10 protein-coding genes are annotated in these 17,225 nt (G+C 44.9%); 9 read left to right on the plus strand and 1 reads right to left on the minus strand.

Annotated features, from left to right (window positions below; all coding sequences use genetic code 11):
• Positions 1-6: 6 nt before the first annotated feature.
• The 9 genes from DPF93_RS08950 (at position 7) to tldD (ending at position 15,312) form a co-directional block, all read left to right on the plus strand.
• The gene (locus DPF93_RS08950; RefSeq protein ID WP_114765863.1) at positions 7-4,467 is read left to right on the plus strand and encodes a DUF6701 domain-containing protein; all 4,461 of its coding nucleotides are present in this window, start codon (positions 7-9) and stop codon (positions 4,465-4,467) included.
• Between the two features lie 152 nt (positions 4,468-4,619).
• On the plus strand, positions 4,620-5,663 hold the full coding sequence (locus tag DPF93_RS08955) for a rod shape-determining protein (RefSeq protein ID WP_114765864.1): 1,044 nt from the start codon (positions 4,620-4,622) through the stop codon (positions 5,661-5,663).
• Between the two features lie 59 nt (positions 5,664-5,722).
• On the plus strand, positions 5,723-6,610 hold the full coding sequence (gene mreC / locus DPF93_RS08960) for a rod shape-determining protein MreC (protein WP_114765865.1): 888 nt from the start codon (positions 5,723-5,725) through the stop codon (positions 6,608-6,610).
• Positions 6,600-7,088 (plus strand): rod shape-determining protein MreD, encoded by a 489-nt coding sequence (mreD, locus tag DPF93_RS08965; RefSeq protein ID WP_114765866.1) that lies wholly within the window; start codon positions 6,600-6,602, stop codon positions 7,086-7,088. The genes mreC and mreD overlap by 11 nt, the downstream gene beginning before the upstream one ends.
• Positions 7,089-7,090: 2 nt before the next feature.
• On the plus strand, positions 7,091-7,651 hold the full coding sequence (locus DPF93_RS08970) for a Maf family protein (RefSeq protein ID WP_114765867.1): 561 nt from the start codon (positions 7,091-7,093) through the stop codon (positions 7,649-7,651).
• A 20-nt stretch (positions 7,652-7,671) separates the two neighbouring features.
• Entirely contained in the window at positions 7,672-9,141 is a 1,470-nt protein-coding gene (rng, locus tag DPF93_RS08975) for a ribonuclease G (protein ID WP_114765868.1), read from the plus strand.
• 10 nt (positions 9,142-9,151) lie between these two features.
• Entirely contained in the window at positions 9,152-13,027 is a 3,876-nt protein-coding gene (locus DPF93_RS08980; protein WP_164675344.1) for a YhdP family protein, read from the plus strand.
• Positions 13,028-13,038: 11 nt separating this feature from the next.
• On the plus strand, positions 13,039-13,857 hold the full coding sequence (locus DPF93_RS08985) for a carbon-nitrogen hydrolase family protein (RefSeq protein ID WP_114765870.1): 819 nt from the start codon (positions 13,039-13,041) through the stop codon (positions 13,855-13,857).
• 9 nt (positions 13,858-13,866) lie between these two features.
• A complete protein-coding gene (tldD, locus tag DPF93_RS08990) occupies positions 13,867-15,312 on the plus strand; it encodes a metalloprotease TldD (protein WP_114765871.1) in 1,446 nt (481 codons plus the stop codon).
• 197 nt (positions 15,313-15,509) lie between these two features.
• On the opposite strand, the gene arcA is transcribed toward tldD, so the two are convergent.
• On the minus strand, positions 15,510-16,730 hold the full coding sequence (arcA, locus tag DPF93_RS08995) for an arginine deiminase (RefSeq protein ID WP_114765872.1): 1,221 nt from the start codon (positions 16,728-16,730) through the stop codon (positions 15,510-15,512).
• Positions 16,731-17,225 lie beyond the last annotated feature (495 nt).

Raw genomic sequence — 17,225 nt, forward strand, 5'->3', positions numbered from 1 at the left:
AGTACAATGAAAAAAATAATATGCTTGTTGTTATTATCTCAATTAAGTTTTGTTGCTAAAGCAGATAATGATGTTTTAGAACATTGCCAAATTAATTTCAATCAAGATTTCACTGTGACTGCCGATTATGGTGAGTATCAACGTATTGATCGTACTCTAAAGCATTCAAGTATTGATAATGATATTTTGTACTTTGGCTCAATTGCTGGCAAGAAAGTAGCGTTATGGTCAGATGATGATGACGATAACGCTATTTTTTCAGAGGACTCAATTGATGATGATAAATATTCCAAAATTCGTTTTGACTACAGGTTTGTCAATCGTGGCTCTGGTGGTGAAAATGGAGAAATTACTTATTATCTTCAGCAAGATGGTGTTTGGTCTGCTGGTGAAACCAAATCGCTTTCGACAAACTATGGTAACCACAGAACCTGGGCATACTTAGTACGTGAAGATGACGACGAAGATGATAATGAATCTCTGCGAAACCTAACATGTAGTGAGTTAGCGCCTGTGCCAGATGCACCGATAGTTGACTATGAGTTTGGCGTTGTTGAAGGGTTAGATTGTACTCATGGGTGCAATGTACTTTTTCAAAAAGAGTATAAAAACCCAATAGTATTCCTGATGTCGACAATTGATCCTGAAAATATTACGAAAAGTGTTCCAACGAAGTCCAGTGTTGCCAATGTATGGGGATCTAAGAAAGGTGTGACAATAGAGAGCGAATCGGCTCCTGGAAATACTAGTTCGGATAGAATGTCTCCAATTTATTATTTTGTTACTGAACCAGGTAAACTGAAATTTTACAACCAGAATAACCAAGAAATTTATGGTGAAGCAGGAATAATAACGACTGCAAAATCGCAATGTAAAAAAAACAACGATAAAAAAAACAAGAACACGAATAGTTTATGTGATGAATGGGAAAGTGTGCCCTATCAATATGGAAGCATTTCAGATGCTGTGATCATGGCGCAGGTTCAAGGCAAAGATAGCGACTGGGCGACCACTGCTATATCCTCAATAAATAGACAGGGTTTTAATCTTGCTTTGGAGAGGGGGCGACAAGGTCCTATGCCGGGCGAGCGAGCAAAAGAAATTGCTTATCTAGCTGTCCCTGAGTTTCATGGAACAGATGAAAGTAAAAACAACAATATAGAGTTTTATCGCGGCAGCAAGAAATACAATCAAGGAGATCGTCTCCCGGAGATTGAGTCGATAGGTTGGTCATGTAAAAACAACCAAGTATCGTTGCATCAAAGCTTTAAAAAATTTGGGGTGATCGTTAATAAGCAGACTCGTGATGGTGGTGATGGCGGCTGGCTGCGTTATTGTAAACAGTATGAAGAATCCGGTACGCCGAAGTTTACTTTTGCTTTTGATGAGGATGCGGACTCGCTGGTAACTCGACGCCATAGTAAACCCGAATCAATCGGATATTTTGCCTTTGAAGTGCCTGAAGTTGAAATCCCACTATCAACGGTGTGTAACTTGTTCCCTGAGCCAATTCAGAGTTGGACTGGTGTGGATAGCGTTCTAACGGTTTCAAACCAATCTGTGCGCTTTAATGGTTGGTCGCAAGGTTATATAGAGCGACATCTAAAGCGTTTGTCTGATGGGTATAAGCTTAACTACGAGAGTGTGTATACGACAAAAAATGAGTTTTTACCGTTAGGGTTTGATGCTGTTCCATATGATCACAACAATAACCCTTTAGCATATCAGATGTATAACTTTCCTGTGTGTAATGGAGTGCAGTGTGATGTTGGTAATAGTGATGGAAATTTGAGTTCGAGGAAGGTTGACGGTAACAATGTTAGACCTTTGATGCCTATCGGGACTTCGGGTAGTTTAACCATCGCTGCAAACAATGATGATATCAAGTTAAATTGTGGGAATAACTCGTCGATATGCTCATATGAAGAAAGTGGTAAGAATGTAGACATCACAATAAAAAGAAATTTAACCAGTTTAAAAATCAATAAATATGGTAATGACTATAAGTTGGTTCGAGTTAAGTTTATAGATGGCATCTATATTTCTGATTTAACAATATCTAACGGAAGCAACGTAGAACTAGTTTTTGCGGAAAATCAAAGTATCACGTTTGATACTTATCACCATGAGTCAGGAAATGTTAAGTATGTATTTGGAAGTGGCGTTCAAATTAATATTGTTACAAGCTTCACGATGAGTCAAAAAGTCGAGATATTACCAGAGGATGCCTATCCTATTTTGTACGGTCCTAATGCTAAAGTTTACTTTCATGGTTCAGGTTCCAAGTTTAAGGGGTTTATTTTAGCTGACCATCTATCTTTAAATAGTTCCGCAATACTTGGTGCTGCTACTGTTAGAACCACAGCGTTTAACTCGAATGTAAGTATTGATAAGCCGGATTACGCTTGTGAATTGCCCCCAGAACCTCAAGGTTCCTTAGTCGTGACACCTCTTACTCGTTTCGGGCTTACATGTGATCGAATTGCGGTTAAGTTTACCCTTGAAGAAGATGGCTCGATTGTTGATTCAAATGATAATTTTACAGCAACCGTCACACCATCTGGAACAACTTGGTGTTCCAATCCATCAGGTGACTGCGGTCTCCCAAGGTTTTCATTTGAGAATGGTTCAAAGATCTTGTATCTAGACTCTCGTTACATCGGGGAATACAGTGTGGGTGGCGAATATAATGCAATTCCCGCACGCGCTAAAGATGTTGAGTTTCTGCCATTCAACTTCAGTTTTGATTCATCAGAACTGAATGTGATTGCTGGTCAGTTAAATAAAAACTTTGTGGTTAAAGTGATGGCGTGCGATGGAAGTGGTGCGCCGACAGTTGTAAATTATGATAAGTCGCTCGCCGGCGAACAGCATATCTCATTGAATATAGAGCAGCCCGACAGTGGAGAATCTCAAATAAGTTTACTTGAGTACCAACCTGTATTTAAAGCCGGAACGGCGACAAGTGATATTAAAATTCAAGAGTCAGGTCAGTTTACGGTAACACTAACTGATAGTGAGTTTGACTGTGAAGGTTTTGATGACTGCCCAATTGAAGGTAAAGCGAAACTGACGGGCAGCTTCACTCTTAAATCACGACCATATAAGTTGGCGATTTGTGATGTTAAAGCTGTGCAAAATCCGGCTAAGAAAAACCCAGGCTCGACTAATTCTGGAGCAGGTTTTATTGCGGCAGATGAAGAGTTTTCGGTAACGTATCGACCAATAGTGCACACTGATTCTAGACAGTCTGCTTCAGAGGGAGATTGGTGTAGCTATCCAGTCACATCAAATTATTCGCTTGATGATGGTCCTTTGGTTCTAAATTATACATTAGCTTACCCTGATTTAGGAATCGAGGGTCAGCTCTCTTCTGCTGAGGATCTTTCTTTTGTACCAGCAAGTACAACATTGACTTTGAAGCATCGATGGAGTGAAGCGGGGACTTTGGCTTTAACCACCAGCGCAAAATATTTTGACGTCGCGATTGAAGATGATTTGGCATATGTTGGTCGCTTTTACCCAAAATATTTTAGGATATCTGAGCTATCAACACCTGTTTGGCAATATGCGAGTGGTCAAAGTTTCAATTACATGAACCAACCATTTGATAATGTGAGTTTTACAGTTGATGCTGCTAATGCTAACGGAGAGCCTACATTTAATTATCAAGGTTTTGATCAAGCTTTGAGGGCTAAGTTTGTCTTAAATGACCCCTCAAATCGTTTCATTTCTCCAGTCATCGAGTCAAATGCTTGGAACAACACAACACGTAGCCTTGGTGAGTATGAAGGGGCATCTTCAGGTAGTTGTGGTGATTCCTCGAGCCTTTGTTGGCAGAAGCTACCAACTGCCCCTGGTTATGAAGATGGTCCCTTTAACCTGTTAGAAAGCGGCGACGAAGACTTCACTGCAGTGACCAATATTGCGATTATTGATGGTGGCTCCGTTGATCCTGTAGAAATTAAGACGGGAGAAGGAAAGCTAACCGTTCAGCCCGATCTGCGTTTTGGGCGTGCGAGCCTAAGTAGTGTTGGCGGTGTAGTGAGTGATTCGGGCATCAAGGTACCGCTGCGTCTTGAGTACTGGAATGGTTCTCGCTTTATCACCAATTCCGATGACAGTAGCACTGAGGTTAAAGGCTCAAACTTGGTGGCGAGCAACAATGTACTTTGGAGCGATGTTGAGCCTCCTGCAGTGCCTGCAGAAGTATCGTTGTCAGGCGGAGGAAGCGTTGAAGAAGGGCTCTCTCATTCAATTATCGCAAAACAAGATAAACTTGAACGCCAGCAAACTCAGGTGTGGTTAGAGCTTATCGATGCCAATAACGATCTGCCTTGGTTGCAGTATCTTTGGGATGCCGATAGCGGCGCGGAAGGAAACCCGTCAACGGTGGTCACCTTCGGGATCTACCGAGGCAATGATAAGATCATTTTCCGTGGTGAATCTGGCTTAACCGGACAATAATTTTTGTCAAACAGGAGCGTTACGTAAGGAAACTGTTAGAAATTGCGTGTTTCACTCCATCTTTCTAAGACAATGCCTTGCTGTGATGGCGAGGCATTGGTACATTTAGACCAATTTTTTATCTTCTAATTCTTTCAGGACGAACGAAGAATATGTTCAAAAAACTTCGTGGCATCTTTTCGAATGACCTATCAATCGATTTAGGTACAGCCAACACCCTTATTTATGTCAAAGGTCAAGGCATTGTCCTTGACGAACCATCAGTAGTAGCAATTCGACAAGATCGTAACCGCGCAGGCAAAAGCGTTGCGGCAGTCGGTCATGCAGCGAAGCAAATGCTAGGTCGTACGCCGGGAAATATCTCTGCGATTCGTCCAATGAAAGATGGTGTAATTGCCGACTTTTATGTCACGGAAAAAATGCTGCAGCACTTTATTAAGCAAGTGCATGACAACAGCGTTCTTAAACCAAGCCCACGCGTATTGGTTTGTGTGCCATGTGGTTCGACTCAAGTTGAGCGCCGTGCGATTCGTGAATCAGCTTTAGGTGCAGGTGCACGTGAAGTCTTTTTGATTGATGAGCCTATGGCTGCAGCAATCGGTGCCGGTCTGCGCGTTTCAGAGCCAACGGGCTCAATGGTAGTTGATATCGGTGGTGGTACCACTGAAGTTGCTGTTATCTCGCTAAATGGCGTGGTTTACTCATCGTCAGTGCGTATCGGTGGCGACCGCTTTGATGAAGCGATCATTAACTACGTGCGTCGTAACTACGGCAGCTTGATCGGTGAAGCGACCGCAGAGAAGATCAAACACGAAATTGGTTCAGCATACCCTGGCGATGAAGTTCAAGAAATTGAAGTTCGTGGTCGTAACCTAGCTGAAGGTGTACCGCGCAGCTTTAGTCTAAACTCAAACGAAATCCTAGAAGCACTGCAAGAACCGCTAACGGGTATCGTATCTGCTGTGATGGTTGCTCTTGAGCAATGTCCGCCAGAACTAGCGTCAGATATCTCTGAAAACGGTATGGTGCTAACTGGTGGTGGTGCACTTCTGAAAGATCTGGATCGCTTGCTAACGGAAGAAACAGGCATTCCAGTTGTTATCGCTGAAGATCCACTAACGTGTGTGGCTCGTGGTGGTGGTAAAGCTTTAGAAATGATCGACATGCATGGTGGCGATCTATTTAGCGAAGAGTAATCGCTGATGCTCGGTCTGGGTACCGAGCATTTCTGAAAGAGACGAGGAACTCAGAATCAATGAAGCCGATTTTTGGCCGAGGACCTTCACTTCAATTACGCTTATTTTTCGCCGTGATCTTATCAGCCAGCCTCATGCTGGCTGATAGTCGTTTAGGTGCTTTCGCTCAAGTGCGCTACCTATTGAATAGTGTTGTCGCCCCAATCCAATATCTTGCCGATGTGCCACGTGAGATGTTTGATGGTGTATACGAGCGATTCGCAACCAGTCAAAGTGCAATTGAAAGTAGCCGTGCTTTAAAGCGCGAAGTGTTGCGTCTTAAAAATGATTTACTGCTTCTCGATCAATATCGAGAAGAGAACCAACGACTGCGTAAATTACTGGGTTCGTCTTTTGTTCGAGATGAGCGCAAAGTCGTTGCCGAAGTTATGGCGGTTGATACCTCCCCTTATCGCCACCAAGTGGTGATCGATAAAGGTCAGATTGATGGGGTGTATGTTGGTCAACCTGTCGCTAATGAGAAAGGGATTGTCGGTCAAATCACCTTTGTTTCTGCTCATAATAGCCGAGTGCTACTTCTGACCGATTCAAACAGTGCAATTCCTGTGCAAGTGATCCGTAACGATATTCGTGTAATTGCCTCGGGTAACAGTAAAGTTGATACGATCCATCTTGATCACATACCGATTAGTACCGACATCCAAGAAGGTGATTTGTTGGTAACTTCTGGTCTAGGTGGTGTCTATCCAGAAGGTTATCCAGTGGCTTACATTGATAAAGTTGAGCGCGATAGTCACCGCGAGTTTGCCATCATTGAAGCGGATCCTGTGGTAGATTTCGAGCGTCTACGTTATCTATTGTTGATTTGGCCAAGCGACTCTCGCCAAGAAAAAGTACAACAAGCAGAACCAAGCAATATGGTAGAGGTAACCAGCGATGTCGAATAGTTATCTAAGAGGTGAGCTGGTCATCATTGCCTCATTTGTGATTGCGCTGACCTTGCAAACCATTCCTTGGCCTGGCGTGCTAGATATTTTGCGCCCGTCGTGGTTGCTGTTGGTGACGTGTTACTGGGTATTGGCTTTGCCACATCGAGTTAATGTCGGTTCGGCGTTGATTCTAGGTCTGTTGTGGGACTTATTATTAGGGTCGACACTTGGTATTCGTGGCATGATGATGTCGATATTGATCTACATTGTCGCGTTAAATTTCTTGGTGCTGCGTAATATGGCGTTATGGCAGCAGGCACTAGTGATCGGCTTACTTTCGATTGCATTGGATGTGATGATCTTCTTTGGTGAATACTTAATTCAAGATATCGCGTTTAATCCCATGTCTTTATGGGCGGGTTTGATAAACTGTATTCTTTGGCCATGGATGTTTTTGCTAATGCGACGTGTGAGACGTCATTGGCACGTGAGGTAGCGATGCAAGCTTCTATACTATTGGCATCAGGCTCGCCAAGACGCAAAGAGCTACTTGAGCAGCTTGGGTATCAGTTTTCCGTGATACGTACTGACGTTGAAGAGATGCGTCGCAGTGACGAAACGCCTTATCAGTACGTCTCTCGCTTATCTCAAGATAAAGCGCTAGCAGGCATTGCACTGGAGCCAAGCTCAATTGTGATTGGTTCAGATACCATTGTGGTCTGTGAGCAAGCCGTGTTAGAGAAGCCGGTTGATTATCAGCACGCGAGACAAATGCTAATGCAGCTATCGGGGCGCGCGCATCAAGTGATGACCGCGGTAACGGTAGCAAACAAACAGAGACAAGAGACGGTAGTTGTGACTACCGATGTATGGTTCAAGCCATTGTCAGAGCAAGAAATCGAACAATATTGGCAATCAGGTGAACCATGCGATAAAGCTGGCAGTTATGCAATCCAAGGTATTGGAGGGCGCTTTGTCACCCGCTTAGAGGGCAGCTATCATGCTGTCGTTGGCTTGCCATTATTTGAAACTGACCAGCTCTTGCACAAATTTTTATAATTCAAATTTGAGGTGCGCTCATGAGTGCAGAGTTGTTGATCAACGTAACCCCAAGCGAAACGCGTGTGGCGATGATCGAAGAGGGGGTCCTACAAGAGGTTCATGTTGAGCGTGAAGCAAAACGTGGCATTGTGGGAAACATTTATAAAGGCAAGGTCAGCCGAGTGCTGCCTGGCATGCAAGCGGCCTTTGTCGATATTGGCTTAGATAAAGCGGCATTTCTTCATGCGTCAGATATTGTTCCTCATACCGAGTGCGTAGCGGAAAATGAGAAGCAACAATTCCAAGTGCGCGATATTTCAGAGCTTGTTCGCCAAGGACAGGATATCGTTGTACAGGTGGTGAAAGATCCACTTGGGACTAAAGGTGCGCGTCTCACGACGGATATTACGCTGCCTTCTCGCTACTTGGTCTTTATGCCTGGCGCCAGCCATGTGGGCGTTTCGCAGCGAATTGAAAGTGAGAAAGAACGTGAGCGCTTGAAAAAAGTGGTCGCACACTACTGTGATGAAGATGGCGGCTTTATTATTCGCACCGCGGCAGAAGGCGCGGATGAGCAAGAGCTGTCACAAGATGCTGCGTTTCTTAAACGTTTGTGGTCAAAAGTGAAAGAGCGCCGCGCTAAGTACAAAACGCGTTCAACCTTATATGGTGAGCTTGGACTTTCGCAACGCATCTTACGTGACTTTGTTGGTACTGAGCTGACGAAAATCTTGGTCGATTCACGCTTGGAGTTTGAAAACCTTAAAGAGTTTACTTCGGAGTATGTGCCCGAGCTGACGGCGAAGTTAGAGCTGTACGAAGGTGATAAGCCGATTTTTGACATGTACGATACTGAGAACGAGATTCAACGTTCACTCGATCGTAAAGTTGAGCTCAAGTCTGGTGGCTACCTGATCATCGATCAAACAGAAGCGATGACAACGATAGATATCAACACTGGAGCTTTTGTTGGGCGTCGCAATCTGGAAGAGACGATTTTTAATACCAATATTGAAGCGACCCAGGCGATTGCCCGTCAACTGCGTCTGCGCAACTTAGGCGGTATTATCATTATCGACTTTATCGATATGATCTCAGAAGAGCATCGCAAGCGTGTTGTTGGCTCATTGGAAAATGCGTTAGACAAAGATCGCGTGAAAACCAATATCAATGGCTTTACTAGCCTAGGTTTGGTTGAGATGACGCGTAAACGCACCCGTGAAAGCATTGAACATGTGCTTTGCTCGACTTGTCCTACATGTGAAGGGCGTGGACGAGTGAAAACGGTCGAGACGGTCTGCTACGAAATTCTGCGTGAGATCACCCGCGTTAACCGTGCTTATGACGCGGATAACTTTGTGGTGTATGCGTCTCCTGCAGTTGCTGATACGCTGCAAGGTGATGAGTCACATGCTCTGGCTGAGCTTGAAGTCTTTATTGGTAAACAAGTAAAAATTCAATCAGAACCGCTCTATATTCAAGAGCACTTCGACGTTGTAATGATGTAGTAGGCAATGCGTGAGCTCGACATTTAATCGAATTGTCCAAAGTGTCTTGTGGGTGCTATTAACGGCAATGGTGATATTAGCCATTGCCGTTACCGCACTGCGTATCACTTTACCGCAGTTAAACCATTTTCAAAAAGAGATTCAAACCTGGGTGAACCAAGGAACAGGGTTAGAATTCGAAATTGGTAATATCAGTGGTTTTTGGCGTAATACCCATCCCTCCATTTCGCTCGTAGATGTACGAGCAAATACGCCAAAAGGAAGTGGCATTGGTTTTGCCGCGCAAAAGGTTGAAGTTGAGTTTGACCTATTTCAGTCCATTCTTCAGTTAGAGCCCGTTGTTGCGGATCTTAATGTGCATGGTCTTAATGTTGATATTCGCTCCATTGAGTGGATTCAGCCACGCGACCAAACGCCAAAATTGGCACCACAAGGTGCGCAGAAGAGTGTTGTCCAGCAGTTGGATAAATTGCTGCTGCGCCAGCTAGACCATTTCTCTCTTAAGGACTCTCAAGTTCATTTCACTTCCATAAATGGTGAAGAGCGCCGTCTGGATATTGCCCAATTAAAGTGGAATAACGACGGACGTCATCACTTGGCTGAAGGTGAGGTTTCGTTACCTGAAGCGACACTTAACTCCCTAGATGTCAGAGCAAATTTTGTTGACCACGGCTCTCTCGTTGATGTGTCTGGTGAGTTCTATCTATCAGCGGAAAACATCCTAGTAACGCCATGGTTAACCGAATATCTACAAGAAGAAACTGGCATTGAGCGAGGTGAGGTAAGTCTCAATACTTGGGTGACGCTCAATCATAGTAAGCCGGTTAACGCTTACCTAGAAATATTACCTTCAGAGCTGATTTGGCAAGAGAATGGTCGTCATGAGCTGATGTTTGAGTCGGGTGTGTTTGTGCTTGAACCTCAAGGCGATGGTTGGCAAGTAAATGCTCACTCACTCAAGTTGAGAACTGATGACTATCAGTGGCCTGAGTTAGATGTTGCGTTTAACTGGCAGCCAGACCAATGGCAATTGAACGCATCTCAGCTCGACCTTCAGGCTATTTCGCCATTAGTAAAATTAGCGCCCAAGTCAGATAAAGTCAGCCAACTACTGCATACCTTTGATCTTGGTGGGCGCATGGAAGATATTCGCCTGCAAATGGGCAGTGAGCTTGAGTCGTTAACCTATTCTGCACGCTTAGCCAAAGGTAAAATTGAGCAATGGGAGTTATTGCCAGGGCTAAATCATTTAGAGGCGCAAGTTAGTGGTAACTATCACCAAGCGCATGCCAAAGTGTCGCTCATTGATGATGTTTTACCTTATGGTGACGTCTTCCAAGCGCCACTGCGTATCAAACAAGCGCAAGTGGATATTGTGTGGCAAAACTTGGGCGAGCAAGGCTGGCGAATCTGGGCTGATAAAGTCACGGCGGCGACGCCAGATTTGCAGGTGCTCGGAGCTTTTCGATTAGATTTCCCAACGGATAAAAGTCCATTTCTATCGTTTTATGCTGAAGCCGATCTATTTAACGCAGGCGAAACCTGGCGTTATTTGCCAACGTTAGCTTTAGGACAAGAGCTGACCGATTACCTCTCGACGGCGATTCAAGGCGGTAAGGTCGACACCGCCAAACTGCTTTGGTATGGCGAGCTGGGCGATTTCCCATATAAGAACAATCAAGGTATGTTCCAAGCGTGGGTGGGATTAAAAGACGGTACCTTTAGTTTTGATACCACCTGGCCAGCGATCACCGATCTGCAGCTTGATTTGCTGTTTCAAAATGATGCAATGTACTTAGACTCGCGCAGTGCGACTTTACGTGGTGTGAAAGCCGACCGTATTACCGGGCGAATCCCTGAACTTGCTGAAAATGGACATATTGAAATTGAAGCTTCCGTTGCCGGCGAGGGGGATAAAGTTCGCGATTATATGACGGCTTCTCCTTTGGTCGACTCGGTCGGCGCCGCGCTGACGGCGGTACAAGTTTCCGGCAAGGTCACCTCTAACTTCCAGCTAAAAGTGCCATTTGATGATTTTGATACTCGCGCTTGGGGTTACGCTGAGCTGAGTAACAATGAAGTGATCATTGATGCGCCTCCGATGGAGCTCGATAAAGTGTCCGGGCGAATTGAATTTAATAATGATGTAGTTAGCGCAGCTGGTTTGTCTGCTCATCTACTCAATCAACCGGTCTCGATCGACTTTAACGGTGAAAGCTCCAAACAAGGCTATAACGTTGGGGTTGATGTGGTTGGTGACTGGAACGTGAAACCACTGTCGCCTTACGTGGGTGAACATTGGTTAAAACCAATTTCTGGTCATGTGCCTTGGCAAACCAACGTTGATATTCAACTGAATGATATTGGCTTTACCTATCAGATAGATGCCAGCGCAGATATGCAGATGTTAGCAAGTACTTACCCATACCCGTTGGCGTGGGAGATTGGCAAAAGAGGTAAAGCCAAATTACAAGCATCTGGTAACCAAGAAACCGTTGCGGCGCGTTTGCAATTGCCAGACTTTAAGTATCAGGCTGAAATTGATATTCGCCCACAGACGCCATTACTGACTGCGACTAATTTAGTGCTGGGTAAGGGCAACTTTAAGATAAGCCCAATTGTTGGTCATCATCTGCAAATTCGTGCTGCGCAATTTGATCTTGATGCTTGGCTAAGTGCTCTTAGCCCGCCAGAGAAAAAACAAGTTTCTGCTTTGGCACAGCTCAACACACCGAGTATTCCAACTCCAGAGAGAGTCAATATTGATGTCGATGATCTCACCTTGGCGAGCATGGAGTGGAATGATGTCAACTTTGCCGCTAAGCGCAAGAATCTTGGTTGGCATATGAGCTTAGAAAGCCAGCAAGCCCAAGGTGAGGCGAGTTATATCGATCCTTATGACTTGTCAGTCAAGTTGGATCATCTGCATCTGTTTTTCCCTGAGTTAGAGGGAGAAGAAGTGCAAAGGCGAACGTTATTTGAAGCTGAAGATCCAAGTTTACCTTTGGTTTCTGAGTTTGATCGTAAGTTACATCAGTTGCTTCCCAACATAACCTTAGCGATTGATGATTTGTGGGTACAAGGTTACAAGTTGGGTCAAGCTCATTTGGATCTACAGCGCCAAGGTAATAGCTTGGAGTGGCATGATCTTTCATTGAAGAGCGGCAGTAGCCAAGTGACAGTGAATGGTAGCTGGGTACTTGATGGCGATAAGAGTTTGACCAATATGCAATTGGCTATCTCTGGTGAAAATAACAGTGAGGTCATGGAGCGTTTTGGTGTGACTTCTGGAATTCAGAAGGCACCATTTGATATTCGTGCCACACTTAAATGGGACGGTGCTCCTTGGGGAATGCGTGTTAGCAGCCTAGCTGGTAATGTTGATACCAAGTTGGGTAAAGGTCTGATTTCAGATGTGAGTGGTGCAGCAAGGTTGCTGGGGCTGTTTAGTTTGGATTCGATCATCCGCAAAATGCAGCTCGATTTTAGTGATGTATTTGATAAAGGAATGGCATTTAACTCGATTACAGGTAGTGGTGAGATTAAAAATGGCATCTTCCTGACCAACGATATTCGTATGGATGCTGTCGCAGGTGAGATGAACATCAAAGGCTTGGCTAACCTCAATAATCGCACAGTTGATGCAGAGGTGAACTTCGTACCTGATATTACCTCAGGCATTCCGGTTCTTAGCGCCTTTGCTGTTGCACCGCAAACCGCGCTGTATGTACTGGCAATCACAACGGTAATTTCGCCTGTGGTTGAGGTATTTACCCAAGTTGATTACCAAGTAAAAGGTCCGCTCGATGCCCCGGTGGTGAGCGAAATTTCACGTAGTAAAGGTGAATTTAAGTTACCGAAGAAACTACTCGATGCGGTTGATTAAGGAGAAAACTCATGGATAGAGTTGGCTTAATTCAAATGACTTCAGGTCCGAATCCTGAAGAGAATCTCGCGTATATTGAGCAGCAAGTGGCTGCGTTGGCAGAACAAGGTGCTCGCTGGGTGATTACGCCTGAAAATGCCATCGTGTTTGGCTCACGCAGTGATTATCATCATGTTGCTGAGTGGTTGGGGAGTGGCAGCATTCAACAGCGCTTAGCTGAAATGGCACGTCGTTACCAAGTATGGTTGTTGGTAGGGAGCATGCCTATTAGACGAGAAAGTGGGGTGACAACTACACTCCTTGTCTTTAATAGCGGTGGTGAGTTGGTCGCTCATTATGACAAACTGCATATGTTTGATGTTGATGTCGCAGACTCTCATCAGCGTTATCGTGAGTCAGAGACATTTACCCCAGGCAAAGAGATTGTTGCTTTAGAGACACCTTTCGCTCATTTAGGGCTGACGATTTGCTATGATGTGCGTTTTCCACAGTTATATAGTGAGTTGGCTCGGCGCGGAGCGAATATTATTGTGGTACCAGCAGCGTTTACTGCCGTAACAGGACAAGCTCATTGGCAGCCACTTTTGACTGCTCGCGCGATTGAAACCCAGTCTTGGATTGTTGCGGTCAATCAGACTGGCGTTCATCAAGGTGGACGACAAACTTGGGGTCACTCCATGGTTGTTTCACCTTGGGGTGAAGTCTTCGCCAGTTTAGATGGCGCAGTGGGTAATTTATTAGTAGAAATAGATTTGCAAGCAGTAGCTGAGATCAGAGCGACCATGCCAGTCATGCAGCACAACCGCTTTGATAATCGAATTAAAATTTAAGAGCAAAATATGACAATTAATCACGTAGAAGAAGCCCTACTAAAACCTGCTGGTTTAACTGAGCAGGATATCGCGAGCACGCTGGAAAGCATCGCGACTCGCCAGATTGACTACGCTGATATCTATTTCCAATCCAGCTGGCATGAGTCACTGGTTTTAGAAGATAGCATCATTAAAGATGGCTCATTTAACATCGATTGCGGTCTTGGTGTGCGTGCTATTACCGGTGAGAAAACTGGTTTTGCTTACTCGGATCAGATTCAGCTTGAAGGACTTAAGCAAAGCGCTATTGCCGCGCGTGGTATCGCGCAGCAAGGCCAAAACGGCAAAGTACAAGCGTTCAAGCGCTTTGACAACCAAGCGTATTACTCAGCGGTTAACCCACTAGAAATGTGGGAAAAACAGCAGAAAACCGCACTGTTGAAAGAGTTGGATGCTTACATTCGTACCAAAGAGCCTCTGATTCAAGAAGTTTCAATCAGCCTAAGTGGTGTGCACGAGCAAATGCTGGTTGCAGCGACGGATGGCACTTACGCAGGCGATGTTCGCCCGTTGGTTCGTCTTTCAATTACGGTACTAGCGCAGCGCGGTGATCGCCGTGAGCGCGGTAGTGCAGGTGGTGGTGGTCGTTATACTTACGATTACTTCCTCACTTCGCAGCAAGGTCAGCAAGTGGCGTATCAATTTGCCGATGAAGCGATTCGTATGGCGCTAGTGAACTTAGAAGCAGATGCCGCGCCTGCGGGAACCATGCCTGTGGTATTAGGCTCTGGCTGGCCGGGTGTTCTTCTGCACGAAGCGGTGGGGCACGGCTTAGAAGGTGATTTTAACCGTAAAGAGTCTTCAGTATTTAGCGGTCGTATTGGCGAGCAAGTAACTTCTAAACACTGCACCATCGTTGATGACGGCACCTTGACTGATTTGCGTGGCTCACTAAACGTTGATGACGAGGGTGTTGCAGGTCAATACAACACGCTGATTGAAAACGGCGTGCTAAAAGGCTACATGCAAGACAAATTGAATGCGCGTCTAATGGGTGTTGCACCAACAGGTAATGGTCGTCGTGAGTCATACGCGCACCTACCAATGCCGCGTATGACCAACACTTACATGTTGCCGGGTGAGCATACACCAGAAGAGATCATCTCTACAGTGAAAAAAGGTCTCTATGCACCAAACTTTGGCGGCGGTCAGGTAGATATCACTTCGGGTAAGTTTGTGTTCTCAACTTCAGAAGCTTATTTAATTGAAGATGGTAAGATCACTCGCCCTGTGAAAGGTGCCACGCTGATTGGCTCAGGCATTGAAGCGATGCAGCAAGTGTCGATGGTCGGTAATGATCTTAGCATTGATCGCGGCGTTGGCGTATGTGGTAAAGCGGGTCAAAGCGTGCCTGTTGGTGTTGGTCAACCAACACTAAAACTAGACTCAATCACAGTAGGTGGTACGGAGTAGCGTAATAGATACTTCGAACGCTTACGCTACGGATAACGGAACGCTTCGCTGAGAGATTTGGGAGGCGAGCGTCTTAACTATCTCGCTCTGATTAATAAACAAGGCTGACGCTATGACGTCAGCCTTGTTGTTTTTAGGAAAGTAAAAATAACTAATTCTTTATTTTTCCCGCATCCGTGAGCTTTGCGTACCGTTATTTAGATCCCCTCACGCTCTATTGGGCAACTCATACAACGTGCGCCACCGCGACCGCGACCGAGCTCGTTACCTGGAATAGGTAAGACGGTGATTTCGGCTTTGTCATATTTTTCATTGGTATAGACATTGCGTTCATAGCCAATCACCACGCCTGGTTTAACGGTAAGGACATTGTTGGCGTCATTCCACTGTTCACGTTCTGCTTCATAGCTATCACCACCCGTAGTGATGATTTTCAGTGCATCTAAACCGAGCGCTTTTTCAATTGAACCCACCAGATTATTAGTTTGTTCGATATGCATTTGGTGATCATTTTTCGGCGTGAGACACCAGGTGTTCATATCCTTACGGACAATTTCTGGATAGAGCGAGAAGGTATCGATATCCATATGGGTCATCACGGTATCTAAGTGCATGCAGGCACGGTTTTTTGGCAGCTCAGTGACGATGACTTGTGAGGCTTGACCGTGTTTAAATAGCGAGGCGGCTAAGTTTTCAATCCCTTGTGAAGTCGTACGTTCAGACATGCCGATCAACACCGCGCCTTTACCAATCACTAGCACATCACCACCTTCTATGGTGGCGTTATCATAGTGAAGGTCTTCGTTACCAAAATATTTAATAAAATCTTGTCCGGCAAACGTTGGATGCCAATGATAGATAGCACGGAGATGGTTGGTTTCGCGTTGGCGAGCAGGCATCATCATCGGATTGAGCGAAACACCACCATAGACCCAACATGAAGTATCACGGGTAAATAGGTGGTTAGGCAGCGGTTCAATGGCAAAATCGAGTGCGCGATTAAGCTTGGGCAAAATTGAAGCCGACTTAAACGGCAACTCAGAATAGGCTAAGCCACCAAGCAATACACAAGCTAAATGCTCGTTGTCCATTTCTGATAAGTAATGACGGAAATCACGGGCAAACATTGGACCGTAACGAAAATCAGATATTTGGGTGTTGAGCAGCCATTCGCGAGCTTCTGGTACATCTAACGTTTCGACTAACAAATCGTGAAGGAGCAAAACTTCGACGTCTTGTCCTCTGAGGGTATTGGCAAAAATATCATGCTCTTCACCCGCTGCATCCACTGCAAGTACATCGTCAAACAAGAGTTCGTGACAGTTTGATGGTGTGAGGTGGGTGAGCGCACGCTCTGGGCGGTGGAGCAACACTCGCTTCAACTGACCAACTTCTGAGCCTACATACAACTTACTCATTTTGTATCCTTACATTAAGTTCTACTACATTTATGGCAATGTTAATGAAAAGATGCAAGCTTGTTTTATGGATTTAACTTCTACCTATTGGTAGGTTTGTGATTTTTTTGTCTGCAAAATTGGCTATTTTGGCGGATAAAACTTTATGGCGCTTTTTGTAACATTTCTCATTTGCGAGTTTCTATTCGTTAGCTGAATTGATTGATACTGCATTGTTCGGCACTCAATGACATATAGCTATGCATCAATTCAGTTAAAGCAGCTGATTAAGTCCATGTTTATGCATAATCTAGTGAGCGTTTAGTTATGCGTCTATCATTGATAAACACTCGCTTTTAGTAAAATTGGTCTAATTGAGCGGGCGATACTTTGTTCTGAAGTCGGCTTAGCTAGGATAAAGTGGTTAAATTAGAGTATTTGCATTCAAGATCGCCCATTTAAGGCTAAGATCGCAAGAAAGATCATCGCCAGCAGCGATTCTGGGTAGTATTTTTT

Source organism: Vibrio rhodolitus (assembly GCF_003350325.1).
Lineage (GTDB): Bacteria > Pseudomonadota > Gammaproteobacteria > Enterobacterales > Vibrionaceae > Vibrio > Vibrio rhodolitus.